The sequence below is a fragment of the Streptomyces sp. NPDC085596 genome (assembly GCF_044541565.1).
Classification (GTDB): Bacteria; Actinomycetota; Actinomycetes; order Streptomycetales; family Streptomycetaceae; genus Streptomyces.
Genome location: NZ_JBITTC010000008.1, coordinates 102,894 through 129,489, shown reverse-complemented (window position 1 = coordinate 129,489; position 26,596 = coordinate 102,894). Strand labels below are relative to the sequence as shown.

Sequence of the window (26,596 nt, the reverse complement as noted above, 5' to 3'; positions counted from 1 at the left end):
CTACTCCGTACGCAGCCCCTCCGGGCGGGTCATGCGGAGCAGCGGCGGCAGGGTGAGCAGGGTGACCGCCAGGACGACGCCCGCGCCCACGCCGGTCAGCGCCAGGACGTTGGGCCAGTCCACGGTCACCTCGGCCGCCGACATCTTCAGCAGGACCGCGCCCAGGCCCACGCCCGCCACCGAGGCCAGCAGCAGGCCCAGCGCGATCGGGAGCGCCGCCTGCCACAGCACCGACAGGCCGAGCGTGCGGCGCCGGGTGCCGAACGCGACCAGCGCCGACAGCAGTCTGCGCCGCTCGCGCAACTGCTCCAGCTGGGAGACCAGCAGGCTCGCCCCGATCAGTACCAGTACACAGGACGCGCCGATCAGCATGCCGGTGCGCAGGGAGGTGTACCGGGCGGACGTCTCGGTCGGTGTCACCGCCAGGATGTCCGCGGCCGGGTCGACCCGCGCGGCGGTGTTGCGCACGTACTCCTGCACGTCCGGCAGCGACTGGTCCATCCGTACGAAGATCTCGCCGCGCAGGGCCGGTTCGGCCGCGGTCGGCAGGGCGGCCGGGGTGACCAGCAGGCCGTTGGCGCGCGGCATCAGCGAGTCCTTGCGGAACTTCGCCCACCGCAGGTGCTTCGGGACGGTGAGCGGCACCGAGAGTCCCCGGATCTCGCCGAACGCGGGGTCGATGTAGGCGGTGTGGCCGGGGCGCAGGACGGAGTCGCGCGACTCGCGGTCGAAGGCGGTGCCGTACTCCGGGCTGCTCAGGGCGAAGGTGTCGCCGTCACGGCAGGACGGCAGATGTGCCAGTTCGCGCAGCGAGGCGCAGTCGCCCACGACGACGTCGAGCGAGGCGTCCGCGTCGCGCGGCTTCTCGCCGAGCGAGGTGGTGGCCAGCCCCACCGAGGCCCGCACCCCCTTGGTCCGGGCGACCGCGGCGGCGGCCGGACCGACGCGGGTGTGGTCGGTGAGGTCGATCTCCAGCTGCGCCCGGGACGGGTCCTTCCCGGTGTTCTTCACGTACTCGCTCTGCACGCCCGCGAACAGCATCTGCAGCGCGATGGCACCGGCCACCGCGACGGCGACGCCGTTGACCGTGCGGGCGGCCGTACCGCTGCTCAACTGGAGCCTTCGCACGGCCAGTTGCCAGGACAGCGGGCCGGAGTCGAGCCGGGCGACGGCGCGTTCCACCAGCCACGGCAGCAGCGCGGTCACGCCGACCAGCAGCAGCAGGACACCGGCGGTGACCAGGTACTGGTTGAAGTCGCCGTCCGAGTGGCCCTTGCCGAGCATCGGGTAGAGCATCGCCAGACCGGCCAGCGGCACCAGCAGCCGCCACCACAGCCGGCGCCGGGCGGGCACGGCCGTCCGCACCACGCCGAGCGGTTCGACGACCACCCCGCGCATGGCCAGCAGCGTGACCAGCACCGCGCACGCCGGGACCGCGAGCGCGACCAGCAGGGCGAGCGCGGGGGAAGGGTCGAGGTAGGCGGGGTAGAAGCTCTCGCCCATGACCGTCACCGAACCCGCGACCTGCCTACCCGCCAGGAAGAGCCCGGTGCCGATGACGAGCCCGATCAGTGAGCCGGCCAGCGCCTCGCCCGCCGCGATCCGCCGGGTGGTCCGGCTGTCGGCGCCCACCAGCCTGAGCGCGGCCAGCCTGCGGTCGCGCCGCTCGCCGCCGAAGCGCACCGCCGCGGCGATGAACACCGCGACCGGCATCAGCAGCACCACGAACACGACCAGCACCATCATCAGCAGCACCGGATCGGCCTGCTCGGTCTCCGACCGCAGGGGGCCGAACGAGCGCAGCCGCTCGGTGCGGGCACCGCCCGCCCTGGGCTTCAGGCCCTCGGCGCCCGCGTAGTAGACGAGTTCGCGCGGGCCGAGCAGCCCCTTCGAGCCGATGGTCCCCGCGATCCGGTACGGCAGCCGCTCGCGCAGCAGCTTCGCGTCGCCGGAGGCGAGCAGTCTGCCCAGCGCGGGGGAGACCATCATCTCGCCCTTGGCCGGGAAGCGGTTGATCCCCGGCGGCATCGGGGCCCCTGGGCTCTCGGGTTCGAGGAGGCGGCCCCGGATGGACTTGGTCCGCCACCAGGTGTCGGTGGCCGTCAGCAGCAGGGTGTCGTTGCCCTTGGGCCGCTCGTTCACGCCGAACGTGTAGTCCGACCGGCGGTCCTCGACAGCGTGGCGCGCGGAGACCACACCGGGCAGCGCGGTGGTGAGCAGCAGCAACGCCACGCCCATACCGACGCCGACCGCGGTCAGCGCCGTACGGACCCACCCCTCGCGCCCCCCGGTCACGGCGAACCGGGCCCCCATCCCCAGGTCACGGGCGTACTGCCGCACGCTCATCCGCTGCGCTCCATGTCCCGTGACCGGCCGTCCCGTACGACGATCTCGCGGTCGGACCAGGCCGCCACCCGTGCCTCGTGCGTGACGAGGACGACGGCCGCGTTGGTCGAGCGGGCGGCGTCGGTGAGCAGTTCCATCACGCGCTCGCCGTTGAGCGAGTCCAGCGCGCCGGTCGGCTCGTCGGCGAACAGCATCCGCGGGCCGGTGACCAGCGCCCGCGCCACCGCGACCCGTTGGCCCTGGCCGCCGGAGACCTCGCCGGGCCGCTTGCGCCCGAGGCCGTCCACCTCCAGCCGCTCCATCCAGGTGAGCGCGGCCCGCTCGGCCTCCTTGCGCGGAGTGCCGTTCAGCCGCAGCGGCAACGCCACGTTCTCCACGCAGGTCAACTCGGGGACGAGCTGCCCGAACTGGAAGACGAAGCCGAACTCGCCGCGCCTGAGGGCGCTGCGCTCGGTGTCGCTCATGGTGGTCAGCTCGCGTCCGGCGTAGGTGATCGAGCCGGAGTCGGGCCGGACGATCCCGGCGAGGCAGTGCAGCAGGGTGGACTTGCCGGAGCCGGAGGGCCCCATCACGGCGACGACCTCGCCGGGGTGGACGGAGAAGGCGGCGCCGTCGAGGGCCGCGGTCGGTCCGTAGGACTTGCGCAGGTCGTGGGCGACGAGCAGGGAGCCGTCGGGCGGGGTCATGCGACCACCTCCGTGCGAAGTTTGTCGAGGCGCGCGGCGGTCAGTTCCAGCCACCTGAGGTCGGCTTCGAGATGGAACAGGGCGTGGTCGCAGATCAGCTGGTCGGCCAGGTCGCCCTTGCGCTTGCGGTCGGTGAGCACGCGCATGGTGCGCAGGTGCTCGGCGCGCTGGGTGTCCAGGATGTCGGCGGCGTCGCGGTGGGTCAGGAGGGCGAGGACGACCTTGGTGTACAGGGTCGAGCGGAGGTAGTCCTCCGGCTTCTCCGGGCTGGCGAGCCAGCGTTCGACGTCCGTGATGCCGGCGTCGGTGATGGCGTAGCGTTTTCGGTCGGGTCCGTCGCCCGCCTCGATGCCTTCGACCTCCACGAGGCCGTTCTTCAGCAGCCGGGACATGGTCGCGTAGACCTGTCCGTAGTGCAGCGGCCGGTCGTGGCCGAAGGTGTCGTCGAAGGCCCGCTTGAGGTCGTAGCCGTGCCGGGGGCCGGACTCCAGGAGCCCTAGAAGGGTGTGACCGATGGACATGGCGAGCACTCTACACACGGTGTATACCTCGCGTGCATAGCGGGGTTCGGAAGGGGAAACTCCGCTTTTCCGGGCATTCCCGTGGGCAACCCCGGGCCCTTCCCGCCCGTCGGTTCCTTTGGAGTGGGTGCTCATTCTCACGTCCGTAAAAGAGTGGATCGGACGCTCTTTGTCACATAGAGGGGTGTTAGCTTTCGGAGCTGACCCCGAGACGGAAGCGGAGCCAAGGGACCCATGGGACGAGCGGACGAGAGACGAGCGCGACAGCGCGGCGGCCACCGCGCGGCACCCGGACGCCGTTCATCAGCCCCGGCCTCCGATGCTTCCGGCGGCAAGCCCGCCAAGGGCCGAATACGGCGGCTCTTCACCTGGAAGAAGATCGTCGGCACGGTCTTCGGTCTGTGCCTGCTGTGCATGGCCGGCTTCGCCGCGCTGTACATGTCCGTCGACGTGCCCGCGGGCAACGCGGCCGCCCAGCGGCAGAGCAACGTCTACAAGTACGCCGACGGCACGGTCCTCGCCCGCGACGGCGAGATCAACCGCGAGATAGTCGACCTCTCCAAGGTGCCTCGCAAGGTCCAGCTGACCTTCGTCGCCGCCGAGAACAAGTCCTTCTACACCGACCCCGGCGTCGACCTGAAGGGCACCGCGCGCGGCATGCTCAACACCCTCGCGGGGCGCGGCAAGCAGGGTGGTTCGACCATCACCCAGCAGTACGTCAAGAACTACTACCTGAGCCAGGACCAGACCGTCTCCCGCAAGCTCAAGGAGATGGTCATCTCGCTGAAGGTGGAGCGCGAGAAGTCCAAGGACGACATCCTCGCCGGCTACATCAACACCAGCTACTACGGCCGCGGCGCCTACGGCATCCAGGCCGCCGCCCAGGCGTACTACCACGTCGACGCCCAGGACCTCACCGTCGAACAGGGCGCCTACCTCGCCGCCCTCCTCCAGGCCCCCAGCCAGTACGACTGGGCCGCCGCCACGCCCACCGGCAAGCGGCTGGTCACCGACCGCTGGAACTACGTACTGAACAACATGGTCAAGGAGCACTGGCTCGACCAGGGCAAGCGCGCCGCCCTGAAGTTCCCGGTGCCCAAGGAGCCCAAGGGCGCCCCCGGCATGGAGGGCCAGAAGGGTTACCTGGTCTCGCTCGCCGACTCCCAGCTCCAGAACCAGCTCATGAAGCAGGAGGGCATCTCCCGCTCCGAGGCGGAGGCGAAGGTCCACGAGCAGGGCTGGACCATCACCCTCAACGTGGACCGCAAGAAGCAGGCAGCGCTGGAGAGTTCGGTCAAGACGCAGCTCACCGGCAAGCTCGACCCGAAGCGGCGCCCCGTCGACGCCGACGTCCAGGCCGGAGCGGTCTCCGTCGACCCCAAGTCCGGCCGCATCGTGGCGCTCTACGGCGGCCGTGACTACTACGACCACTTCTACAGCAACGCCGCCCGCCGCGACTACCAGCCCGCCTCCACCTTCAAGCCGGTCATCCTCGCCGCCGCGCTGGAGCACGGCGCCACCACCCAGAGCGGGACGCTCATCGGCGCGAGCACCGTCTACGACGGCACCAGCCGCCGCCAGGTCCTCGACCACGGCTCCCGCGTCGGCTTCGCGCCGCCGAACGAGGACAACGCGAACTACGGTCCGATCAGCGTCCAGACGGCCATGAACAAGTCCGTCAACTCCGTGTTCGCGCAGATGGGCGTGGACGTCGGCATGGACAAGGTGATGGACACCGCGAAGCGGCTCGGCATGGACACCGAGGGCATGCAGGCGGTGCCCGCGCAGACCCTCGGCTCCATGGGCGCGAGCCCACTGGAGATGGCGGGCATGTACGCCACCCTCGACAACCACGGCCGCAAGGTCACCCCGAGCATCATCAAGTCGGCCGAGCAGCAGGGCCGTACGGTCCAGCTGCCGAACCCGGTCGGCGAGCGGGTGCTCGACCGCACCACCGCCGACACCGTGACCTCCGTGCTCACCGGCGTCGTCGACGACGGCACCGCCCGGCAGTCCGTGGCCGACAACGCGCTGCGCGCCGGGCAGCAGGTGGCGGGCAAGACCGGCACCTCCGACTGCAACCGCTCGGCCTGGTTCACCGGCTACACCCCCGATCTCGTCACCTCGGTCGGCCTGTTCGGCGAGGCGGCCAAGGCCGGCGGCACCGGCTGCGAGGGCGAGAAGGTCAAGCGGTACGCCCATGTCTCGCTCAAGGGCGCCATGGGCGGCGGCCGCGTCAACGGCGGCGGGCCCCCGGCCCGGATCTGGGCGGCCTACACCTTCGGCGTGACCGGGCGGGCCGAGTTCGACCTCGACACCACCCAGGGTGCCGCCGTCGCCCCGACCCCGCCGCCGACCCCCAGCGAGACGCCGTCCCAGACGCCGTCGGAGACGCCGAGCAGCGAACCGCCGACCTCCGAGGCCCCGTCCGAGACGCCCAGCGAGACCCCGAGCGACACCGCGACCCCGACGCCTCCCACCCAGAGCCCGACCGCGCCACCGACCACGGAGCCGCCCACCGGGGGCATCACCCCGCGCAACCCGTTCGACCCCGACCAGCGGGACGACGACCAGTAGGGCCTGTTGCACGTGAAGGGCGCCCGGCAGTACGCCGGGCGCCCTTCACGTCGTACCGGACGGGGGATCAGCCCCCGTGCAGCTCGAACCAGACGACCTTGCCGACGCTCAGCCGGGTCGCGCCCCAGCGCCGGGCCAGCTTGTTGACCAGATACAGACCACGGCCGCCCTCGTCGGTGGCTCTCGCCTGACACAGCCGGGGCAGCTGCGGCACGTCGTCACCGACCTCGCAGCGCAGCACGTCCGTGCGCAGCAGCCGCAGCGTCACCGGACGCGTGGTGTACCGCACCGCGTTGGTCACCACCTCGCTGACCAGCAGCTCCACCGAGTCGGTGAGGTCCTCGAGGCCCCAGTCGGCCAGCGCGGCGCGGGCCAGCCGGCGGGCCTTGCCGGGGGTCGCGTCCTCCGCGTCCAGCGACCAGTACCTCACATCGCTCGACGCGATCCCCTCGAAGCGGGCCGCGAGCAGGGCGATGTCGTCGTCCCGGTCGCCCGGGCCGAGCATGTCCAGCACCTCGTCGCACAAAGCCTCCAGCGGCGGCGGGTGGTCCGGGCCGGTCAGCCGCGCGGTCGCCGTCAGCTTCTCCCGCAACTGCTCTATGCCCGTCCACACGTCCCTCAGCCGGGACTCCACCAGGCCGTCCGTGTACAGCAGCAGCGTGGCACCGGCGGGCGCGTCCAGCTCGACCGCCTCGAAGTCCACCCCGCCCACGCCGATCGGCGCGCCCGGCGGCACCCGCAGCACCTCCGCGGTCCCGCCCAGGTGCAGCAGCACCGGCGGCGGATGCCCGGCGTTGGCGATCGTGATGCGGTGCGCCACCGGGTCGTAGACCGCGTACATGCAGGTCGCCATCCGGTCCGTGCCCAGGCGCTGCGCCTGCTCGTCCAGGTGGTGCAGCACCTCCTGCGGAGGCAGGTCGAGGCCGGCCAGCGTCTGCGCGGTGGTGCGCAGCTGGCCCATGATCGCCGCCGAGGTCATGGAGTGGCCCATCACATCGCCGACCACCAGCGCCACCCGGCTGCCCGGCAGCGGGATCGCGTCGTACCAGTCGCCGCCGACCCGGGCCGTCTCCGCCGCGGGCAGATAGCGCGAGGCCAGCCGCACCCCGGTGGGATGCGGCAGCGTCTCGGGCAGCATGGTGCGCTGCAACTCGTCCGCGATGTACGCCTCGCGGCCGTACAGCACCGCCTTGTCGATGCCGAGCGCGCTGTGCGTGGCGAGCTGCGCCGCGACCAGCAGGTCCTCCGCCTCGAACGCGATCCGGTCCGGACGGCGCAGGAACACCGCCGCGCCGATCACCCGGCGCCGCCCGCGCAGCGGCGCGAGGATCGCCCGCTGTCCGGACGGTACGACCGCCTCGCCGTCCTCACCGAGCAGCTCGGGCAGCGCGGCACGGGCGGCGGGGGTGTCCGCGAACACCGGGCGCACCCCGCGCAGCACCTCGTTCAGCGCGCCGCCGGGGCGCACCTCGCACAGCTCGGCGGTCAGCGCGGCCGGTCCCGAGAACGCGGCGAGCGCCGACGGCTCGGCGTCCGGGTCCGGGAACGGCGGCGGCAGCAGCAGGCCCTCGGTCTCCCGCTCGTCCGGAATCCGGTCGGTGCGGCGCAGCCGCAGCACCACCGGCCCGGTGGGCCGCTCGTCGCCGACCGGCAGCGGATCGCGCAGGTAGACCAGGATCGCGTCCGAGAAGGTGGGCACGGTGGCCCGGCAGAGGCCCATCACGATCTCGTCCAGATCGAGACCACGCGCGATGCGCCGGGTGGCCGCGCCGACGAACCGCAGCCGGTCCCCGTCGCGCCGCATGGGCATGGGGCGGCCCGGCGGGCCGCCGCGGCCGGTGCGCCGCTCCGAGCCGCCCGGGGCGCGCTCCTGCTCGGCGCCCGGCTGGGCGGGAATGGACTCCGGCGCCGGCATCGGACGGTGTTCCCCCACGCTGGACTTCGCGCGCGCGGGAGGTTCCCCCATGGGCTCGGCGGCGGCCGGCTGCGAGTGCTCAGGGCCGTTGACTGGGCGCTCCTTCTTCTTGTTCTTCCCCGTGCCCGCGCCGCCCCGTGCCTGGGCCGGGGCACCCAGCAGCGCCCCGCGCGCGGCGGGGTCGACGCCCGGCTGGGGGCGTCCGCAGGAGGAAGTGGGCTGCTCCGTCACGCGTGTCGAATCCGTCCGTCCGGGGCTGCGCGCCGGGCGCGCAGGAGATGCCGCCGAAGTCCCGATACCCGGAATACGTGCCCCAGGAACGGAATTCCCGCGTGGTCAGAGGCAGTTTCCCCCGCCGGGGCGAACCCCGCGGTGGCCGCGCCGCCGTCGCTCTCGTACCCCTCGCTCACGTGCTGCCGCCCCTCGGTGACATATGGTCAGGCTCTGCGCAGACTCCGGTAGTTGTACCTCGGTGCCCTTGCGGAGGACGATCCTACGGTTGTGGTCCGGGGGCGCATCAAGGGTCTCATGAGGACACGTGCGCGGGCGTACGGTCCCAGTCCTCCGGAAGCGCGGGCACCGACCAGGACGGATCGGGCCGCCAGTGCTGCCAGCCGTCCGTGAACGGTGGCCCCCACGCCTGGATCATCTCCACCGCCCGCCGTCCCGCCGCCCGGACCCCCTCGGCGGTCTCCGCGTCCATCAGGCCGTCCCGCAGCGCCTGGGCGAACTCGTCCTCGTCCCGCCAGTGCCACGTACGGTCCGGGTGGACGGAGATGTCCAGGAAGTGGTCCTCGGAGTCGACCCCGCCGGCCCAACGGGCGAGCGGCTGCTCCAGGTTGACGTACCAGTTCTTGAAGCGCCACCCCGGTTCCCAGAACAGCCACACCGACCACGGCTCGCCGGGCCGGGCCAGCTTCAGCACACCGGTGCCGAACCAGCGGTCCCGCCGCACCACGCGCGGCTTGGTGTAGCGGGACTCCAGCGGCTCCAGGTGTACGGGCGTCCCGTCGGCCAGGACCGGTTTGACGCACTCGGTGCCGGGGGCCAGCCACACCGCGAGCAGCTCGGCGTCGTCCCGGACGACGGTGACGGGACGCGCGATGTGGAACGCGTTGCCCGCGTTCTCCCGGTACCGCCACAGGATCGGGGTGCCGGGCGTCCAGTACGCCGTAGGGGCCGCTTCCGCTCGTCTCACCGCTTCGTCGTCCGTCATGGACAGATATTAGGTGCCGGAAGCACCCGATGCTGCGGTGCGCGTCACCCTTCCGGACAGGTGGCGGGAAATCGTCCGTGGTGTTCGCGGGCCGTCACGGGCGCGTCATCCGCAGGACATCCAGCGCCTCGTCCAGCTGCTCCAGGGTGAGGTCGCCGCGCTCCACATAGCCGTCCTCCAGCACCACCTCACGGATCGTCTTCCGCTCCGCGAGGGACTTCTTGGCGATCCGCGCGGCCTCCTCGTAGCCGAGGTAGCGGTTGAGCGGGGTCACGACCGAGGGGGAGGACTCGGCGTACTCGCGGGCGCGTTCGCGGTCGGCGGTGATGCCGTCGATGGTGCGGTCGGCGAGCAGGCGGGAGGCGTTGGCCAGCAGCCGCACCGACTCCAGCACGTTCTTCGCCATCACCGGGAGCATCACGTTCAGCTCGAAGTTCCCGGCCGCGCCGGCCGTGACGATGGTGGCGTCATTGCCGATGACCTGCGCCGCGACCATCAGCACCGCCTCCGGGACGACCGGGTTGACCTTGCCCGGCATGATCGAGGAGCCGGGCTGGAGGTCGGGCAGCCGGATCTCGGCGAGGCCGGTGCGCGGGCCGGAGGACATCCAGCGCAGATCGTTGGCGATCTTCGTCAGGCCGACCGCGATGGTCCGCAGCTGGCCGCTGGTCTCCACGATCCCGTCGCGCGCCCCCTGCGCCTCGAAGTGGTCGCGCGCCTCGGTGAACGGCAGCCCGGTCGCCCGCGCCACCTCCTCGATCACGGCCGCCGAGAAGCCGGGCGGGGTGTTGATCCCGGTGCCCACCGCCGTTCCGCCGAGCGGGAGTTCGGCCAGCCGGGGCAGCGAGGAACGCAGCCGCTCCACGCCATACGTCACCTGCGCCGCATAGCCGCCGAACTCCTGACCCAGGGTCACGGGGGTCGCGTCCATCAGATGGGTGCGCCCCGCCTTCACCACGTCCGCGAACTCCTCCGCCTTACGGGTGAGGGCGGCGGCCAGGTGTTCCAGCGCCGGGATCAGGTCGTGGACCACGGCCGCGGTGGCCGCGATGTGGATCGAGGAGGGGAAGACGTCGTTGGACGACTGGGAGGCGTTGACCTGGTCGTTGGGGTGCACGTCCCGGCCCAGCCGCTCGCCGGCGAGGGTGGCGATCACCTCGTTGGCGTTCATGTTGGAGGAGGTGCCGGAGCCGGTCTGGAAGACGTCCACGGGGAAGTGGTCGTCCCACCTGCCGTCCGCCACCTCCTCGGCGGCCCCCTGGATCGCGTCGGCCGCGTCCCGGTCCAGCACGCCCAGGTCGGCGTTCACCTTCGCCGCGGCCCCCTTGATCCGGGCCAGCGCCTCGATGTGCGCGCGCTCCAGGCGCTGGCCGGACACCGGGAAGTTCTCGACGGCGCGCTGGGTCTGCGCGCGCCACTTGGCGTGGGCGGGGACGCGGACCTCGCCCATGGAATCGTGCTCGGTGCGGTACTCGTCGGTCATACCCGGTACAGCGAACGGCGGGGCCGCGATGTTCCTGGGCTGGGCCGGACGTGGCTGGGCTGTACGCGTCTCAGTGGACCGAGAAGCCGCCGTCCACGAAGAGGGACTGGCCGGTGACGTAGGCGGAGGCACCGCTCGCCAGGAAGACGGCGGCACCCGCGAAGTCCTCGGCGAGGCCGTTGCGGCCGACCATCGTCCGCGCGGCCAGCGCCGCCACCTTCTCCGGGTCGGACGACAACCGCGCGTTGAGCGGTGTCATCACGAAGCCCGGCACGAGGGTGTTGCAGGTGACGCCGTACGGGGACCACTCCTCGGCCTGGGAGCGCGTGAGCGACTCCAGCGCGCCCTTGGACACCCCGTACGCCCCGGAGCGGACGAACGCGCGGTGCGCCTGCTGGGAGGAGATGTGGATGATCCGCCCGAAGCCCCGCTCGGCCATACCGGGCCCGAACCGCCGGCTGAGCAGATGCGGCGCCCGGAGGTTCACGGCCAGGGTGAGGTCCCACTCCTCGTCGCTCAACTCGCTGAAGGGCGGCCGCACATTGATCCCGGCGCAGTTGACGAGGATGTCGGGCTCCCCGAACACCCCGGCCACCTCTTCGGCGGCAGCGCGAACCCCGTCCCGCGTACTCAGGTCGGCGCTCACCCACCCCGCGCGGCAGCCGAGTTCGGCGAGCTGGGCGGTGGTCGCCTCCAGCGCGTCCTTGCCCCGGGCCACGACCACCACCGAGGCTCCGGCCCGCGCCAGCGCCTCCGCGATACCCCGCCCGATCCCGGAACTCCCCCCGGTCACGACGGCGACCCGCCCGTCCAGCGAGAACAACCCGGAAAGATAAGCCTCAGAAGTCATGCGGGCACCCTAGGGGGCCGACCGGCACGGCCCCCTGGGAGGGGGTCAGGCCAGGCCCGGGCCCCGCACCGGAATGCTCGTGAACGTCGGCGCGGGCGCCGGGTCCTGGAAGAAGTCGTTGCCCTTGTCGTCGACCACGATGAACGCCGGGAAGTCCTCGACCTCGATCTTCCAGACCGCCTCCATGCCCAGCTCCTCGTACTCCAGGACCTCGACCTTCTTGATGCAGTCCTGGGCGAGGCGGGCGGCGGGGCCGCCGATGGAGCCGAGGTAGAAGCCGCCGTGGGCGTCGCACGCGTCGGTGACCTGCTTGCTGCGGTTGCCCTTGGCCAGCATCACCTTGGAGCCGCCGGCCGCCTGGAACTGCTCCACGTAGGAGTCCATGCGCCCGGCGGTGGTCGGACCGAAGGAACCGGAGGCGTAGCCCTCGGGGGTCTTGGCCGGGCCCGCGTAGTACACGGGGTGGTCCTTCAGGTACTGCGGCATGTCCTCGCCCGCGTCCAGCCGCTCCTTGATCTTGGCGTGCGCGATGTCGCGGGCCACGACCAGGGGGCCGGTCAGCGAGAGGCGGGTCTTGACCGGGTACTTGGTCAGCTCGGCGAGGATCGTGTCCATCGGCTGGTTGAGGTCGATCCTGACGACGTCCGCCGACTCGTCGAGGTGCTCGTCCGTGGTCTCCGGCAGGAAGCGCGCCGGGTCCGTCTCCAGCTGCTCCAGGAACACGCCCTCGGCGGTGATCTTGGCGACGGCCTGGCGGTCGGCCGAGCAGGAGACGGCGATGGCGACCGGGCAGGACGCGCCGTGGCGGGGGAGGCGCACCACGCGCACGTCGTGGCAGAAGTACTTGCCGCCGAACTGGGCGCCGATGCCGATCTTCTGGGTCAGCTCGAAGACCTTCTCCTCCAGCTCCTTGTCCCGGAAGCCGTGGCCGAGCGGCGAGCCCTCGGCCGGGATCTCGTCCAGGTAGTGCGCGGAGGCGTACTTCGCGGTCTTCAGCGCGAACTCGGCGCTCGTGCCGCCGACCACGATCGCCAGGTGGTACGGCGGGCAGGCGGCCGTGCCCAGCGAACGGATCTTCTCCTCCAGGAACTTCATCATGGAGGACTCGTTCAGGACGGCCTTCGTCTCCTGGTACAGGAACGACTTGTTGGCCGAGCCGCCGCCCTTCGCCATGAAGAGGAACTTGTAGGCGCCGCCGTCGGCCGCGTACAGCTCGATCTGCGCCGGGAGGTTGGAGCCGGTGTTCTTCTCCTCCCACATGGTGAGCGGAGCCATCTGCGAGTAGCGCAGGTTGAGGTTCAGGTACGCGTCGTAGATGCCGCGGCTCAGCGCTTCCTCGTCGCGGCCCTCGGTCAGCACGTTCTGGCCGCGCTTGCCCATGACGATCGCCGTGCCGGTGTCCTGGCACATGGGCAGCACACCGGCCGCCGCGATGTTCGCGTTCTTCAGCAGGTCCAGCGCGACGAACTTGTCGTTGCCGGAGGCTTCCGGGTCGTCGATGATCCGGCGCAGCTGGGCCAGGTGGGCCGGGCGCAGATAGTGCTGGATGTCGTGGATGGCCTCCTCGGCCAGCGTGCGCAGCGCCTCCGGCTCCACCTTGAGGAACGTCCGCCCGTCCGGCCCCTCGACGGTGGACACACCTTCGGAGGTCACCAGCCGGTAGGGGGTGGTGTCCTCTCCTTGCGGGAGCAGATCGGTGTACGCGAACTCAGGCATCTCAGCCCATTCCTCACTCGACGGACGGCGCCCGCCGACGCTGGCGAGCCTGTCCAGCGTAGAACCCGCCGCCGACAGTGCTGTGGTGAGGTAAGACTCACTTGGCGGACGCCCGTGCCCCGGCAACGTTGTCCGGTAGTTGTCCACAGCCCCTAGTCGCGATCTATCGCGTTTCGGTACTCTGCTGTCGTGGACCTTCAGAAGCACCCCCAGCCCGCGGACACCGCCCCGCGCCCGGCCGACCTGCGCGCCTCGGACGCCGACCGGGACCGTGTCGCCGACATCCTCCGCGAGGCCCTGGCCGAGGGCCGGCTGACCGCCGAGGAGCACGCCGAGCGCGTGGAGGGGGTGCTGCACACCAAGACCGTCGGCGAGCTGGACGTCTTCATACGCGATCTGCCCGCCGCCCACGACCGCCCGGCCGGGCCCGCGTACACCTCCGCCCCGCCCCGTCCGCTGCCCGGCACCCTCCCGGCCGAGGCCGACACCAGCGTGGTCGCCGTCTTCAGCAGCGCCGTGCGCCGGGGACGCTGGCGCGCCGGCCGCCGGGTGCACGCGTTCGCGGTGTTCGGCAGCGTGGAGATAGACCTCAGCGAGGCCGTCTTCGAGTACCAGCATGTGGTGATCAAGGCGGTCTCGGTCTTCGGGGACGTCCAGATCCGCGTCCCGGAGAACGTGTCGCTGCGCGGCACCGGCGGCAGCGTGCTGGGGAACTTCGAGGTCAGCACGCTGGACTCGGTCCAGTCGGACGCCCCCGTGATCTACGTCGACGGCTGGTCGGTGCTCGGCAACGTGGAGGCGCGGCCCCGGCGTGGCCGGTTCGTGGCGGACATCCTCGACCGGGTCCAGGACAAGGTCGACCGGAAGTTGCGCAAACACCTGGACCGTTGACGGTCGTGAATCCGCCCCCGCTCCGCGCTGGCGCGGAACCCCGGCGGGCGCTCGTGTGAAGGGTGCGAACAAGCCGTTGCGCGCCGGTGGTTGGGAACGCAGTGCATAGGCGCGCGCACAACGGGTAGGGCTTGCTGCATCGTCTCTCGCTAGCGAATCCGTCGTCAGGAGTAGACCGTGCTGCAACCGCCGCATTCGTCCCTGCAGGTAGCCGCCGTTCCGGCCCAGCGGGGGCCGGCGCGAGACAGGGATCAGGACGCGCCCTGGCACACCGAGGCGGTGTGCCGCCGCGACGAGGCCGGTCTGTTCTTCGCCCCGTCGAAGGAGCCGACCGCCGCCCGCCTGTCCCGCGAGGAGGCGGCGAAGCGGGTGTGCGCCCGCTGTCCGGTGATGTTCGAGTGCCGCGAACACGCCCTGCTCCAGCCCGAGCCCTACGGCGTCTGGGGCGGCCTGACCGCGGCCGAACGCCGAGTGGTCCTGGCCCGCAGGCGCCGGCGCGAGGTGGAGATCCAGAAGGCGACGGCAACTCGTATAGCGGGCTGAGCCGAAGGTTCTTCAGGGGCGCGGAGAACTGCGCGACCAGCCACGACGGACCGTCACCCGCGCAAGTGCCCGCGCCCCCCTGATCGCTACTTCGCCCGGTCGAAGTCGATCGCGCTGTAGGCCCGCAGCTTGCTGAGCCGATGCTCGGACTCGATCTTCCGCACGGTCCCCGACTTGGACCGCATCACGATGGAGTCGGTGGTGGCGGTCTCGGACCGGTACCGGACCCCCCGCATCAGCTCCCCGTCGGTGATCCCGGTGGCCACGAAGAACACGTTCTCCCCGCTCACCAGGTCGTCCGTGGTCAGCACCCGGTCCAGATCGTGACCGGCGGCGATCGCCCGCTCCCGCTCCTGGTCGTCCTTGGGCCACAGCTTGCCCTGGATCGTTCCGCCCAGACACTTCACCGCACAGGCCGAGATGATCCCCTCGGGGGTGCCGCCGACACCGAGCAGCAGATCGATCCCGGTGCCTTCCCGCAGCGCCAGGATGGACCCCGCCACGTCACCGTCGGAGATCAGCTTGATCCGCGCCCCGGTGTCCCGGATCTCCTTGATGACCCCTTCGTGCCGGGGCCGGTCCAGGATGACGACCGTGACGTCCTCGGGCGTGCGCCGCTTCGCCTTGGCGACCCGGCGGATGTTGACCGACACGGGCGCGTCGATGTCCACGAAGTCGGCCGCCTCGGGCCCGGTGACCAGCTTGTCCATGTAGAACACGGCGGACGGGTCGAACATGGCGCCCCGCTCGGCGGCGGCCAGGACGGCGATCGCGTTCGCCATGCCCTTCGCCGTCAGCGTGGTGCCGTCGATCGGGTCGACGGCGATGTCGACCTCGGGTCCCGTGCCGTCGCCGACCCGTTCCCCGTTGAAGAGCATCGGGGCTTCGTCCTTCTCGCCCTCGCCGATGACGACGACGCCGTTCATCGAGACGGTGGAGACGAGGGTCCGCATGGCGCGCACGGCGGCGCCGTCGGCGCCGTTCTTGTCGCCCCGGCCGACCCAGCGGCCCGCGGCCATGGCCGCGGCTTCGGTGACCCGGACCAGTTCCAGGGCGAGGTTGCGGTCAGGGGCCTCGGAGGGGACATCGAGTTCGGACGGCAGATGATGCTCGGTCATCGGAGCGCACCTTTCTGATACGACGACGGCCGGATGAGATGGGCTGACTCTATCGCCAGGCTTACAAAATGAGCAGGGGGCCCCACGGATGAGCGCGGAGGGCACCTGAGACCATAGGAGACGTGGCAGGTTCGAACGGCAAGCAGAAGACGGTCCGGGACATGATCCTCTCCCTGGCCCTCATCGGAATCGCGGCGGCGGTCATCTACGTGTTCGTCCCGCACGACGACCACAAGCCCGACCTCCCTCGGGTCGACTACACGGTCGAGACGACCACGGCACGCAGGGCCGTGAGCTACCCGGTGGCGGCCCCCGAGGGGCTGCCGGACACCTGGAAGGCGACCTCCGTCCGCTTCCGGAGCGAGGAGTCCGACCGCTGGCACCTCGGCTTCCAGGACCCCGAGGGCCAGTACGTACAGGTCGAGCAGTCCGCCCAGAAGCGCTCCGACTTCATCGAGCAGGCCACCCAGGGCTCCTCGGCGACCAAGCGGACCGAGAAGATCGACGGCCGCACCTGGACCCGCTACACCGGCGGCCGCTATGACGCCCTCGTCCTGGAGGACACCCCCGGTTCCACCACGGTGGTGTCGGGCACCGCGTCCTTCGACCGCCTGACCACCATGGCGACGGCGCTCAAGATGGGGTAGCGGCCCCCTCTCACGATGCGCGAAGGCCCCCGGAAGCGCATTCCGGGGGCCTTCGTGTGTGCCGTGAACAGGCGAAAGGGTCCTGCTCAGACGGTCGTGATCACGTCGTCGTACGACAGGCGCGGCCCGCGCGGGTGCGAGGCGTCCGCGGCCGGGCGGCCGATGTTGACGATCATCAGCGGGGTGTGGTCGTCGTCCAGGAACTCCTTGCGGACGCCCTCGCCGTCGAAGCCGGTCATCGGGCCCGCGGCCAGGCCGGCGGCGCGGACGCCGACGACGAAGTAGGCGGCCTGGAGCGCGGCGTTCAGCGCGGCGGACCGCTCACGGACCGGGCGCTCGGCGAAGAAGGCGTCCTTGGCCTGCGGGAACGCCGGGAACAGGGCCGGCAGCTCCTGGTGGAACTCGTTGTCCGCGGAGAGGATCGCCACCAGCGGGGCCGACGCGGTCTTGGCGCGGTTGCCCTCGGCCAGGTGACCCAGCAGGCGCTCGCGGGCCTCCGGGGAGCGGACCAGCGTGATGCGCAGCGGGGTCTGGTTGAAGGCGGTGGGGCCGTACTTGACCAGGTCGTAGATCGCCCGGACCTGCTCGTCGGTCACCGGCTCGTCGGTGAAGGAGTTCGCGGTGCGGGCCTCGCGGAACAGCAGGTCCTGGGCGGCCGGGTCGAGAACGAGAGACATGCGTGACTTCCTGGGGTGCGCGTACGGCCCGCGGGGCGGAACCGGCTGACGGACCCGACCCTACGCCAGGGAAGTTCAAGCTTTAACAAAGCGTCCCGGGCCGGAGCCCCCGTCCCGCTACTCGCCCCCCTCTTCCTCCGTCTCCTCCGCGAGCGCCGCGTCCAGCCGCTCCCGCGCCCCCTCCAGCCAGCGGCGGCACACCTTGGCCAGCTCCTCGCCGCGCTCCCACAGCGCGAGGGACTCCTCCAGCGTCGTACCGCCCGCCTCCAGCCGCCGCACGACCTCGATCAACTCGTCCCGCGCCTGCTCGTACGACAGCGCCTCGTCCACCTTGCTGCTCATCCGCCCACCCTATTCATCGCCGCCGACATCGACCCGGACGGCGAACTCGCCCGCCGCCACCCGTGCCCGCAGCGGCTCGCCCTCGCTCACCTCGGCCGGGTCGCGGACCACGTGGCCGTCCTCCTTCTGGAGGACCGCGTAGCCGCGCTTGAGGGTGGCCGCGGGGGAGAGGGCGACCACGCGCGCGTGCGTGTGGGTCAGCTCCGACTCCGCCCGGTCCAGCAGATGGCCCAGCGTGCGCCTGGCGCGGCCCAGCAGGGCGTCCAGCTGCTCGGTCCGCTCGTCCAGCATCCGGTGCGGGCGCTCCATCACCGGCCGGGCCAGGGCGTGGGCGAGCCCCCGCTCCTCCCGCTCCAGCAGGGCGCCCGCGCAGCGCCGGCCCCGGTCGCGCAGCATCCGTACCCGCTCCAGCTCCTCGCCCACGTCCGGTACGACCTTCTTGGCCGCGTCGGTCGGGGTGGAGGCCCGCAGGTCGGCCACCAGGTCCAGCAGCGGGGTGTCCGGCTCGTGCCCGATCGCCGAGACCACCGGCGTACGGCACCCGGCCACCGCCCGGATCAGCTCCTCGTCGGAGAACGGCAGCAGATCCTCCACGCTGCCGCCGCCCCGGGCCACCACGATCACGTCCACGTCGTCCCGCGCGTCCAGCTCCTTGACCGCCTGGACCACCTGCGGCACCGCGTGCACCCCCTGCACCGGCACATTGCGCACCTCGAAGCGGACGGCGGGCCAGCGGTGCCGGGCGTTCTCCAGCACGTCACGCTCCGCCGCCGAGGCCCGGCCGCACACCAGCCCGATCAGCTGCGGCAGGAACGGCAGCGGCTTCTTGCGGTCCGCCGCGAACAGCCCCTCCGCCGCCAGCGACTTCTTCAGCTGCTCCAGGCGCGCCAGCAGCTCGCCCACGCCCACCGGCCGTATCTCGGCGGCCCGCAGCGAGAGCTGCCCGCGCGGGGCGTACCACTCCGGCTTGGCGAGCACCACGACCCGGGCGCCCTCACCGACCACGTCCGCGACCGCGTCGAACACCTGCCGGTAGCAGGTCACGCTCACCGAGATGTCGTGCGAGGGGTCGCGCAGCGTCAGGAACACCACCCCGGCGCCGGGCCGCCGCGACAACTGCGTGATCTGCCCCTCGACCCACACCGCGCCCAGCCGGTCGATCCAGCGCCCGATCAGCCGGGAGACCTCCCCGACCGGGAGCGGGGCCTCGGGCGATGTGTTCACAGCCATGCGGCGAGCGTAACGGCCGCCACCGACAAAGGGGGTGCGCCGGGAACACCCCCTGGGGGGATCTACGGGGTCGGGCCCCGGCCTTACGATGGGACGCATGACCGCTTCGCCTGGCCGCCGTGTCCTGCTCGCCGCCCCCCGTGGCTACTGCGCCGGTGTGGACCGCGCCGTGATCGCCGTCGAGAAGGCCCTCGAACAGTACGGGGCCCCGATCTACGTCCGGCACGAGATCGTCCACAACAAGTACGTCGTGCAGACCCTGGAGAAGAAGGGCGCGATCTTCGTCGAGCAGACGGAGGAGGTGCCGCCGGGCCACATCGTCATGTTCTCCGCGCACGGCGTCGCCCCGACCGTGCACGAGGAGGCGAAGCGCGGACAGCTGGCCACCATCGACGCCACCTGCCCGCTGGTCACCAAGGTCCACAAGGAAGCCGTCCGCTACGCCAAGGACGACTACGACATCCTCCTCATCGGGCACGAGGGCCACGAGGAGGTCATCGGCACCTCCGGCGAGGCCCCCGACCACATCCAGCTGGTCGACGGCCCCGAGGACGTCGCCAAGGTCGAGGTCCGCGACCCGTCCAAGATCGTCTGGCTCTCCCAGACCACCCTGTCCGTGGACGAGACCATGGAGACCGTCGACGCCCTGAAGGCGAAGTTCCCCGGCCTGGTCTCCCCGCCCAGTGACGACATCTGCTACGCCACCCAGAACCGCCAGCTCGCGGTGAAGCAGATGGGCGCCGAGGCCGAGCTGGTCATCGTGGTCGGCTCGCGCAACTCCTCCAACTCCGTGCGCCTCGTCGAGGTCGCCAAGCTCGCCGGCTCCCGCGAGGCGCACCTCGTGGACTTCGCCGGCGAGATCGACGAAGCCTGGCTGGACGGCGTCACCACGGTCGGCGTCACCTCCGGCGCCTCCGTCCCCGAGGTCCTCGTCGAGGAGGTCCTCGAGTGGCTGGCCCAGCGCGGCTACGGCGACGTGGAACTGGTCAAGGCGGCCGAGGAGTCCATCACCTTCTCCCTCCCCAAGGAGCTGCGCCGCGACCTGCGCGAGGAAGCCGCGGCCCTGGCGGCCGAGCGCGGCGGCAGCGGTACTCCCGAGGCGTGACCGTCAGTCGTACGCCGTAACGTGGGGCCATGCAGATCTTCGGCGTGGACATCGGCGGGTCCGGGATCAAGGGTGCCCCGGTGGACCTGGACAAGGGCGATCTCGCCCAGGAGCGCTGCAAGGTGCTCACCCCGCATCCGGCGACCCCCGAGGGTGTCGCCGACGGCGTCAAGGAAGTGATCGACCACTTCGGCTGGACCGGCCCGGTCGGGCTGACCTTCCCCGGAGTGGTCGAGGACGGCGCCACGATCCTCACCGCGGCGAACGTCGACAAGAGCTGGGTCGGTACGAACGCCCGCACCCTGTTCAGCGAACGGCTGGGCGGGCTGCCGGTGACGCTGGTCAACGACGCGGACGCGGCCGGCATCGCCGAGATGCAGTTCGGCGCCGGGCGCGGGCGGCGGGGCACGGTCATCGTCCTCACCTTCGGCACCGGCATCGGCAGCGCGGTCTTCACCGACGGCATCCTGGTCGCCAACACCGAGCTGGGCCACCTCGAGCTCAACGGCCACGACGCGGAGAAGAAGGCGTCCAGCAAGGCCAAGGAGGACGGCGACCTCAGCTGGGAGCACTGGGCGCGGCGGGTCGAGAAGTACCTCGCGCACCTGGAGATGCTGTTCTCGCCCGAGCTGTTCATCATCGGCGGCGGGGTGAGCCGCAAGGCCGAGAAGTTCCTTCCGCACATCACCGGCATCAAGGCCGAGATCGTCCCGGCCCAGTTGCAGAACAACGCGGGGATCGTGGGGGCGGCGATGCGCGCGGAGCAGCGGGCTGCCGCGGAGTAGTGGGGCTGGGGGCCTGTCCATGCCGGGCAGGCCCCCGGCAGGCTCGGCGTTTGAGCCTGGCTCGGACAACTCGGTGGCGCCGCTCCGGTGGGCCTTCTCGGCTCAGGTGCGGCGTCGGCGGCTGCGTACCCAGCGCACCCGGCGTACGAGGACGATGACTCCGGCGGTCAGCGTCCCGCCGTAGAGCCAGCCCGCCTGGGTGGCGAGGCCGGTGAAGACGCCCATCAGGGAGCCGAGGAAGCCCGCGCTGCCGTCGGCGACGGGGAAGAGCCCGGCGCCGAAGGCGATCGGCAGGGCCACGGGGGCGGTGAGCAGGTCGCCGGCGCGCACCCAGAGCGCGGTGAGCACGCAGACCGGCAGGAACAGCACCCCGTAGCCGATCAGGGACGAGTCGAACAGCAGGGCGTCCAATGCGCCGAGCAGCAGCATCGAGGCCACGCAGAACAGGCCGCCGCCGAGCCCGGTGAGCCGGGGGTTCGGGAAGCGCCGGCCGGTGGGCGCGGGGCGCGGCTCGGCGAGGGGGCCGCGTACGGCTTCGGGGCCGCGGCGGGCCGCGACGGGCGCCTCGGCCACGCCGCGCGGGGCGTCCGGGCCACGGCGGGCCTGGGGCGGAAGGTGCGCGGGCGTGGGTGTGCCGCGGCGCGGCCTGTCTTCCGGAGGTCGCGTTCTGTGTTGCTCCACTGGACCAACTTAGGTCTGTTTATGTGCCGAATCGCCCTTCAGACACGCCGAAGACATGTCCGCGGGGTCAGTCCGGCCGGACGGGGGACGCTCCCGCTAATTGCCCCGCGCGGACGCCGTAAACTGGTGGATCGGCCGGTGTCCCCTGGGCCCTGGCAGCCCCTGGCCCACTCCTCTACGGGAAGTCGCAACGTGTCGCTCACGATCGGAATCGTCGGCCTGCCCAATGTCGGCAAGTCGACCCTGTTCAACGCCCTGACCAAGAACGACGTGCTGGCGGCCAACTACCCGTTCGCCACGATCGAGCCGAACGTCGGCGTGGTCGGTGTCCCCGACGGCCGTCTCGCCCAGCTGGCGTCGATCTTCTCGTCGGAGCGCATCCTCCCGGCGACGGTGGACTTCGTCGACATCGCGGGCATCGTGCGCGGCGCGTCCGAGGGCGAGGGCCTGGGCAACAAGTTCCTGGCGAACATCCGCGAGTCCGACGCGATCTGCCAGGTCATCCGTGCCTTCAAGGACGAGAACGTCGTGCACGTCGACGGCAAGGTCTCGCCGAAGGACGACATCGAGACGATCAACACCGAGCTGATCCTCGCCGACCTCCAGACCATCGAGAAGGTCCTGCCGCGCCTCCAGAAGGAGTCCCGGATCAAGAAGGACGTCGCGCCGAAGGTGAAGGCGGTCGAGGAGGCGAAGGAGATCCTGGAGAAGGGCGACACCCTCTTCTCCCAGGGCATCCTCCAGGGCTCGGAGCGCGCGGAACTCCTCCACGACCTGCACCTCCTCACGACCAAGCCCTTCCTCTACGTCTTCAACGTGGACGAGGACGAGCTGACCGACGAGGACTTCAAGAACGCCCAGCGCGCGCTGGTCGCCCCCGCCGAGGCGATCTTCCTCAACGCCAAGCTGGAGCAGGACCTCGCCGAGCTGGACGAGGAGGACGCGATGGAGCTGCTGGAGTCGGTCGGCGCCGAGGAGCCCGGCCTCGCCACCCTGGCCCGCGTCGGCTTCAACACCCTGGGCCTGCAGACCTACCTCACGGCCGGCCCCAAGGAATCCCGAGCCTGGACCATCAAGAAGGGCGCCACCGCCCCCGAGGCCGCCGGAGTCATCCACACCGACTTCCAGAAGGGCTTCATCAAGGCGGAGGTCATCTCCTTCGAGGACCTGGTGGAGACCGGTTCGGTCGCCGAGGCCCGCGCGAAGGGCAAGGCCCGGATGGAGGGCAAGGAGTATGTGATGCGGGACGGGGATGTGGTGGAGTTCCGCTTCAACGTCTAAAGCGCCTGGCGAAAGGCCGCCTGACCTGCGACGCAGCGGGTTGGGCGGCCTTTGTGGTCCGCACAGAGTCCGCAGCGTGCTGACTTCGGTCAGCGCGCGGGGGAGCGGCTACGCCGCTTCGTCGACCTGCGGCTGGGCATCGGCGGACTGGTCCGCGTACGCCTTGTCGACGGCGGCCCGGGTCCGCTCCTCGGAGTCGGGCCACAGGTGGGTGTAGATGTTCAGCGTCATGGCCGCGTTGGTGTGGCTGAGGCGCTCGGAGACCGTCTTCACGGACTCGCCGTGCTTGATCAGCAGGCTGGCGTAGTGGTGCCGGAGGGCGTGGGGTCCGGTGCCCTTCGGTATGCCAGCCTTCGCGCAGGCGGGCCGCCAGGACCCATCCATGAAGTGCGTGTAGACCACGGGTCCGCCTTGTGGCGCCGTGAAGATCCAGCCCTCGGGCCCATCGGCGGGGAACTCCCGCAGGTGGGCCTTCATCGCACCCACCGCCATGCGGGGGAGCGGGACCGTGCGGTGCGAGCGAGCGGTCTTGGGCGGGCAGACGTACACGCCGTGCTTGGCGGTCTGCTGGATCTGCTGCTCGACCGAGACGGTTGCGTGCAGCAGGTCGAGGTGGCGGACCCTGGAGGCCGAAGAGCTCGCCGGGGCGGAGCCCGGTGGCCGCGCCGAGGAGTACGAGGCCCTTGTACCGGGCGGGTATCTCCTCGGACAGCGTCCGCACCTGCTCGACGGCCAGTGGCACGATCTTCTTCCGTGGTACCGAGGGCAGCTTCGCCTCGGCGCACGGGTTGTGAGGGATCATCCGGTCACGGACGGCCGCCCGGAAGACGGCGTTGACCGTGTTGAAGACCGTCCGCGAGGTACTGGCGGCCAAGCCGTGCGCGGTGGTCAGACTGGTGACCCAGCTCTGCACGTCGCCGGGCTTGATGGCGCCAAGTGCCCGCTTCTCCCAGGCCGGGTAGGCATAGCACCGCAGGTGCTGGGCCACCGCCTTGGCCGTGGAAGGCCGGTGCGGCTGTATGACCCGCCATTCCTCCGCGTACTCCTTGAAGGGCTTCTTCGCCGATCGCGGGTCGACGTACTGACCGGTGACCAGGCTGGCTGTGACCTCGTCGATCCACCGCTGGGCATCGATCTTGCGGTCGAAGTGGCGCGCATGCTCCTTGCCGTCGAGGTCGCGGTAGCGAGCACGCCATTTGCCGTTGGGGCACTTCTGGATGTTGGCCAAGTGGCCTCTCCTTCGTGTCGGTTGTCAGTAGTGCCCGCCGTCCTCGATGTCACTGCTGAGCGTGCGAGCGTCGCGCTCGTCGCCCATGAGGCGGAGGCACTGCTCGTGGATGGCCCGCGAGCTGTCGGGGTGGGCCTTGATGTGGTCGGCGATGGCGACCACGGCGTGGTGGAGGCGGTCGCGTGCGTCGCGGGCCTCGTAGAACGCCTCGACGGCTTCTTGGACGAGCCGCCGGCTGTCGATGTCGAGCCCCTCCAGGGGCGGGGACATCAGCTCTTCGAGGGGGAGCTCGAAGACGCGGGTGAAGGCGAGGGCCTCGTCGAGATTGATGCGCCGGCGAGGCGTGCCGTTCTCGATGCGCCAGACCGCAGTCTGGTTCATCTTGACGCCGGCTCTGGTCACTCGCTCCGCCAGCTCGGTCGTACTCCACCCTCTGACCTCGCGCTCCAGGGCCACGCGCGCGGCCACGTTTCCCTCGCTGTAGAGCAGCGGCACCTCGCCGCTCTCGGGCTTGTCGCCGGCCATCGAACCTCCATCACTGCCATCGCTATCCAAATTGAAACATGGGCTTCCCGATTTGGGTAATCACCGATCGCGGGGTACAACGTTATGCATATCGAATCATCGCCTAGCCGAATGGGAATGCATGCGATACCTGACCACCGCCGAGGTCGCCGAGCGCTATCGCACAGCCGAGAGCACCGTCCGCTACTGGCGCCACATCAAGAAGGGGCCGCGCGGCATCAAGGTCGGCAAGCGGGTGCTGTACCCCGAGGCAGAGCTGATGCGCTACGAGCGCACGCTGATTGCCAGCCGAGATGAGTGGGGCCTGGCCTCATGAGCCGCCGGCAGCCCTGGACACAGCAACGGCCCCCGGCGCGCCAACGCCGAGGGCCTGAGATTCCCCTGCACGCCGCCCATCCCTGAACGAACGAACCGGTGGGGGCGGGACCTTGCCCGTCTCGCCCCCACCTGAGAGGAACGTCTATGGAGGACTCTATGTCCCCCGCCACCTCGAACACATCCCACAAGGCCGTCTGGCCTGCCGTTGCGGTCCCCGGCCAGGACGTCCCCGGGCGCAACGGGGACCGAAGCGAGGATCGCGCGGAGCCACGGTCCCCTGCTGCACGCTCTACCGACCACGCTTCGGAGGGTGCTCTGGGCGGGGACCGAAATACCCTCAGCGCGGAACGCGTGCAGGTAAGGGCCTTGGGGACCGGTCCCGTAGGAGCGGAAGCCGGGGACCAGGCGGAGACTTTCAGTCCGCCGGCCCCCGAACCCGCTCCCCGAATCCCGGGCACGCCCGCCGTGTTCCGAGCTGATGGTGAGGGCCACGGTCCCCACGCATCTGCGGAGACCGTGGTCCCCGACGGCGGATCGGGGACTGGGGACCGCACAGGTACGGGCGGCGAGACGGCCGACGAAGGAGCCGCGCTGCTGAATGACCTACGTGCGGCTATCGATCGGTACGTGGTGCTGCCGAGCGACGAGGCTCTGACGGCGGTCACGTTGTGGGTGGCGGCCTCTCACATTCAGCCAGCTCTCCAGCATGCGCCACGGCTGGCGGTCGTGGGACCGACCAAGGGATGTGGCAAGTCCCGCGTCCTCGACGTACTCCACGAGACAGTCCACCAGCCGATGATGACGGTGAACACGTCGCCTGCGGTGGTCTTCCGTGTCATCGGCAAGAACCCGCCGACGCTGCTGGTGGACGAGGCCGACACCATCTTCGGCCCCAAGGCCGGCGACAAGGAGGACCTCCGTGGCCTGCTGAACGCCGGGCACCAGCGCAACCGACCCGCCTGGCGGATCTCCGGGCCGGAGCACAAGCCGACGGCGTTTCCCACCTTCGCCATGGCCGCGCTCGCCGGGATCGGCGACCTACCGGACACGATCATGGATCGGGCGGTCGTCATCCGTATGCAGAAGCGCAAGCCGGGCGAGCGAATCACCCCGTTCCGCTCGCGGTACTCGCTGCCCGAACTGCACGTGCTGCGCGACCGGCTGACCGCCTGGCTGACCCCGCTACGGAGCACCGCCGCAGGCTTGGTTCCACAGATGCCGGTCGAGGACCGCGCCGCCGACACGTGGGAGCCTCTGGTGATCGTCGCCGACCTGGCCGGCGGGCACTGGCCCTCGCGAGCCCGTGCCGCCTGCCTGGCGATGACCCGCAACGAGGTGGTCCAGGACGAGCAGACGACGCTGAAGACGCGGCTGCTGCGAGACGTCCGTCGCGTGTTCGAGCAGGAGGGCCACAAGGAGGCTCTACGCAGCCAGGACCTGCTCGCCGCCCTCGTTCAGGATGCCGAGGGGCCGTGGGCCGAGTACGGCACCAAGGGCCTGAACGCCTACCACCTGGCCAACCTGCTGCGCGACTTCGGCATCAGCCCGGGCAACCACCGTTTCGAGAAGGGCAGGCAGGCCAAGGCGTACGCCCGCAACCAGTTCCTCGACGCCTGGGCCCGCTACTGCCCCGACCCCGCCCAACCGGCCCCCGCAGCCAACGAGACCGTGCCCGCACGTCGAACCCAGGGCAAGCCGCCGGCCCCTCCGTCCGGGACGCTGCCCATCGGCCCGCCCGGCGGGCCTGCCAGCCCCAAACTCACACGCTGACACCAGCTCCGTATCAATCCGTCGCATCCGTCCCCGCGCAGGTCAGCGCGGGGACGGAGTTCCTCGCCGATACGGATCACTCCGTACCTGCGACCGCCTCCGTACCTGTCCTAACCAGCTATGGGACGGATGCAACGGACGTGAC

Annotated in this window: 23 protein-coding genes and 1 pseudogene; 9 read left to right on the top strand and 15 right to left on the bottom strand. The window is 71.0% G+C overall.

Going from position 1 to position 26,596, the window contains the following annotated elements; translation table 11 throughout:
* Genes ACIGA3_RS23290 through ACIGA3_RS23280 form a run of 3 tightly spaced genes read right to left on the bottom strand, consistent with a single transcriptional unit; the run spans position 1 to position 3,553 of the window.
* The gene (locus ACIGA3_RS23290) at positions 1 to 2,346 is read right to left on the bottom strand and encodes an FtsX-like permease family protein (RefSeq protein ID WP_399718827.1); all 2,346 of its coding nucleotides are present in this window, start codon (positions 2,344 to 2,346) and stop codon (positions 1 to 3) included.
* Complete coding sequence (locus ACIGA3_RS23285; protein ID WP_399718825.1) at positions 2,343 to 3,032, bottom strand: ABC transporter ATP-binding protein; 690 nt, start codon at positions 3,030 to 3,032, stop codon at positions 2,343 to 2,345. The genes ACIGA3_RS23290 and ACIGA3_RS23285 overlap by 4 nt, the downstream gene beginning before the upstream one ends.
* Complete coding sequence (locus ACIGA3_RS23280; protein ID WP_399718822.1) at positions 3,029 to 3,553, bottom strand: PadR family transcriptional regulator; 525 nt, start codon at positions 3,551 to 3,553, stop codon at positions 3,029 to 3,031. Before ACIGA3_RS23280 ends, ACIGA3_RS23285 begins: the two co-directional genes overlap by 4 nt.
* A gap of 234 nt (positions 3,554 to 3,787) precedes the next feature.
* On the opposite strand from ACIGA3_RS23280, the gene ACIGA3_RS23275 reads away from it, so the two are divergent.
* The gene (locus tag ACIGA3_RS23275) at positions 3,788 to 6,130 is read left to right on the top strand and encodes a transglycosylase domain-containing protein (RefSeq protein WP_399718820.1); all 2,343 of its coding nucleotides are present in this window, start codon (positions 3,788 to 3,790) and stop codon (positions 6,128 to 6,130) included.
* A gap of 67 nt (positions 6,131 to 6,197) precedes the next feature.
* Here the strand turns inward: ACIGA3_RS23275 and ACIGA3_RS23270 are convergent, their stop codons facing one another.
* The 5 genes from ACIGA3_RS23270 to ACIGA3_RS23250 form a co-directional block, all read right to left on the bottom strand.
* On the bottom strand, positions 6,198 to 8,276 hold the full coding sequence (locus ACIGA3_RS23270; RefSeq protein ID WP_399718817.1) for a SpoIIE family protein phosphatase: 2,079 nt from the start codon (positions 8,274 to 8,276) through the stop codon (positions 6,198 to 6,200).
* Positions 8,277 to 8,571: 295 nt separating this feature from the next.
* Positions 8,572 to 9,261 (bottom strand): DUF402 domain-containing protein, encoded by a 690-nt coding sequence (locus tag ACIGA3_RS23265; protein WP_399718814.1) that lies wholly within the window; start codon positions 9,259 to 9,261, stop codon positions 8,572 to 8,574.
* Between the two features lie 94 nt (positions 9,262 to 9,355).
* Complete coding sequence (locus tag ACIGA3_RS23260; RefSeq protein WP_399718812.1) at positions 9,356 to 10,744, bottom strand: class II fumarate hydratase; 1,389 nt, start codon at positions 10,742 to 10,744, stop codon at positions 9,356 to 9,358.
* A 70-nt stretch (positions 10,745 to 10,814) separates the two neighbouring features.
* Positions 10,815 to 11,594, bottom strand: coding sequence for an SDR family NAD(P)-dependent oxidoreductase (locus ACIGA3_RS23255; RefSeq protein WP_399718809.1), 780 nt, complete (start codon positions 11,592 to 11,594; stop codon positions 10,815 to 10,817).
* 45 nt (positions 11,595 to 11,639) lie between these two features.
* Positions 11,640 to 13,310, bottom strand: a complete 1,671-nt coding sequence (locus ACIGA3_RS23250) for a fumarate hydratase (protein ID WP_399718806.1) — start codon at positions 13,308 to 13,310, stop codon at positions 11,640 to 11,642.
* A 189-nt stretch (positions 13,311 to 13,499) separates the two neighbouring features.
* Between ACIGA3_RS23250 and ACIGA3_RS23245 the strand changes: the two genes are divergently transcribed.
* Entirely contained in the window at positions 13,500 to 14,201 is a 702-nt protein-coding gene (locus ACIGA3_RS23245) for a DUF1707 domain-containing protein (RefSeq protein WP_399718803.1), read from the top strand.
* 177 nt (positions 14,202 to 14,378) lie between these two features.
* Positions 14,379 to 14,744 (top strand): WhiB family transcriptional regulator, encoded by a 366-nt coding sequence (locus ACIGA3_RS23240; protein ID WP_399718801.1) that lies wholly within the window; start codon positions 14,379 to 14,381, stop codon positions 14,742 to 14,744.
* Between the two features lie 86 nt (positions 14,745 to 14,830).
* Here the strand turns inward: ACIGA3_RS23240 and glpX are convergent, their stop codons facing one another.
* Positions 14,831 to 15,862: a class II fructose-bisphosphatase gene (glpX, locus tag ACIGA3_RS23235; RefSeq protein WP_399718800.1), complete on the bottom strand. Its 1,032-nt coding sequence runs from the start codon at positions 15,860 to 15,862 to the stop codon at positions 14,831 to 14,833.
* A 122-nt stretch (positions 15,863 to 15,984) separates the two neighbouring features.
* Between glpX and ACIGA3_RS23230 the strand changes: the two genes are divergently transcribed.
* Positions 15,985 to 16,509 (top strand): DUF4245 domain-containing protein, encoded by a 525-nt coding sequence (locus tag ACIGA3_RS23230; RefSeq protein ID WP_399718798.1) that lies wholly within the window; start codon positions 15,985 to 15,987, stop codon positions 16,507 to 16,509.
* Between the two features lie 86 nt (positions 16,510 to 16,595).
* Here ACIGA3_RS23230 and ACIGA3_RS23225 read toward each other — a convergent pair whose 3' ends face one another.
* The 3 genes from ACIGA3_RS23225 to xseA form a co-directional block, all read right to left on the bottom strand.
* Positions 16,596 to 17,186 (bottom strand): malonic semialdehyde reductase, encoded by a 591-nt coding sequence (locus ACIGA3_RS23225; RefSeq protein ID WP_399718795.1) that lies wholly within the window; start codon positions 17,184 to 17,186, stop codon positions 16,596 to 16,598.
* 117 nt (positions 17,187 to 17,303) lie between these two features.
* Entirely contained in the window at positions 17,304 to 17,528 is a 225-nt protein-coding gene (locus ACIGA3_RS23220; RefSeq protein WP_399718793.1) for an exodeoxyribonuclease VII small subunit, read from the bottom strand.
* Positions 17,529 to 17,537: 9 nt separating this feature from the next.
* Entirely contained in the window at positions 17,538 to 18,758 is a 1,221-nt protein-coding gene (gene xseA, locus ACIGA3_RS23215) for an exodeoxyribonuclease VII large subunit (protein ID WP_399718790.1), read from the bottom strand.
* Positions 18,759 to 18,846: 88 nt separating this feature from the next.
* On the opposite strand from xseA, the gene ACIGA3_RS23210 reads away from it, so the two are divergent.
* Positions 18,847 to 19,863 carry a 4-hydroxy-3-methylbut-2-enyl diphosphate reductase gene (locus ACIGA3_RS23210; protein WP_399718788.1) on the top strand — a complete coding sequence of 339 codons (1,017 nt, stop codon included), beginning with the start codon at positions 18,847 to 18,849 and terminating at the stop codon, positions 19,861 to 19,863.
* Positions 19,864 to 19,892: 29 nt separating this feature from the next.
* Positions 19,893 to 20,648 (top strand): polyphosphate--glucose phosphotransferase, encoded by a 756-nt coding sequence (gene ppgK, locus ACIGA3_RS23205; protein WP_399718785.1) that lies wholly within the window; start codon positions 19,893 to 19,895, stop codon positions 20,646 to 20,648.
* Between the two features lie 102 nt (positions 20,649 to 20,750).
* Here the strand turns inward: ppgK and ACIGA3_RS23200 are convergent, their stop codons facing one another.
* Positions 20,751 to 21,221, bottom strand: a complete 471-nt coding sequence (locus ACIGA3_RS23200) for a DUF6542 domain-containing protein (protein WP_399718782.1) — start codon at positions 21,219 to 21,221, stop codon at positions 20,751 to 20,753.
* Positions 21,222 to 21,521: 300 nt separating this feature from the next.
* On the opposite strand from ACIGA3_RS23200, the gene ychF reads away from it, so the two are divergent.
* Positions 21,522 to 22,610 (top strand): redox-regulated ATPase YchF, encoded by a 1,089-nt coding sequence (ychF, locus tag ACIGA3_RS23195; protein ID WP_399718781.1) that lies wholly within the window; start codon positions 21,522 to 21,524, stop codon positions 22,608 to 22,610.
* Between the two features lie 108 nt (positions 22,611 to 22,718).
* On the opposite strand, the pseudogene ACIGA3_RS23190 reads toward ychF, so the two are convergent.
* Together ACIGA3_RS23190 and ACIGA3_RS23185 are read right to left on the bottom strand one after the other, a co-directional pair.
* A pseudogene (locus tag ACIGA3_RS23190) lies at positions 22,719 to 23,838 on the bottom strand (tyrosine-type recombinase/integrase).
* 24 nt (positions 23,839 to 23,862) lie between these two features.
* Complete coding sequence (locus tag ACIGA3_RS23185; RefSeq protein WP_399718778.1) at positions 23,863 to 24,363, bottom strand: helix-turn-helix transcriptional regulator; 501 nt, start codon at positions 24,361 to 24,363, stop codon at positions 23,863 to 23,865.
* A gap of 121 nt (positions 24,364 to 24,484) precedes the next feature.
* On the opposite strand from ACIGA3_RS23185, the gene ACIGA3_RS23180 reads away from it, so the two are divergent.
* Together ACIGA3_RS23180 and ACIGA3_RS23175 are read left to right on the top strand one after the other, a co-directional pair.
* A complete protein-coding gene (locus ACIGA3_RS23180; protein ID WP_399718775.1) occupies positions 24,485 to 24,679 on the top strand; it encodes a helix-turn-helix transcriptional regulator in 195 nt (64 codons plus the stop codon).
* A 518-nt stretch (positions 24,680 to 25,197) separates the two neighbouring features.
* A complete protein-coding gene (locus ACIGA3_RS23175; RefSeq protein WP_399718773.1) occupies positions 25,198 to 26,451 on the top strand; it encodes a DUF3631 domain-containing protein in 1,254 nt (417 codons plus the stop codon).
* The last annotated feature ends 145 nt before the right edge of the window (positions 26,452 to 26,596 follow it).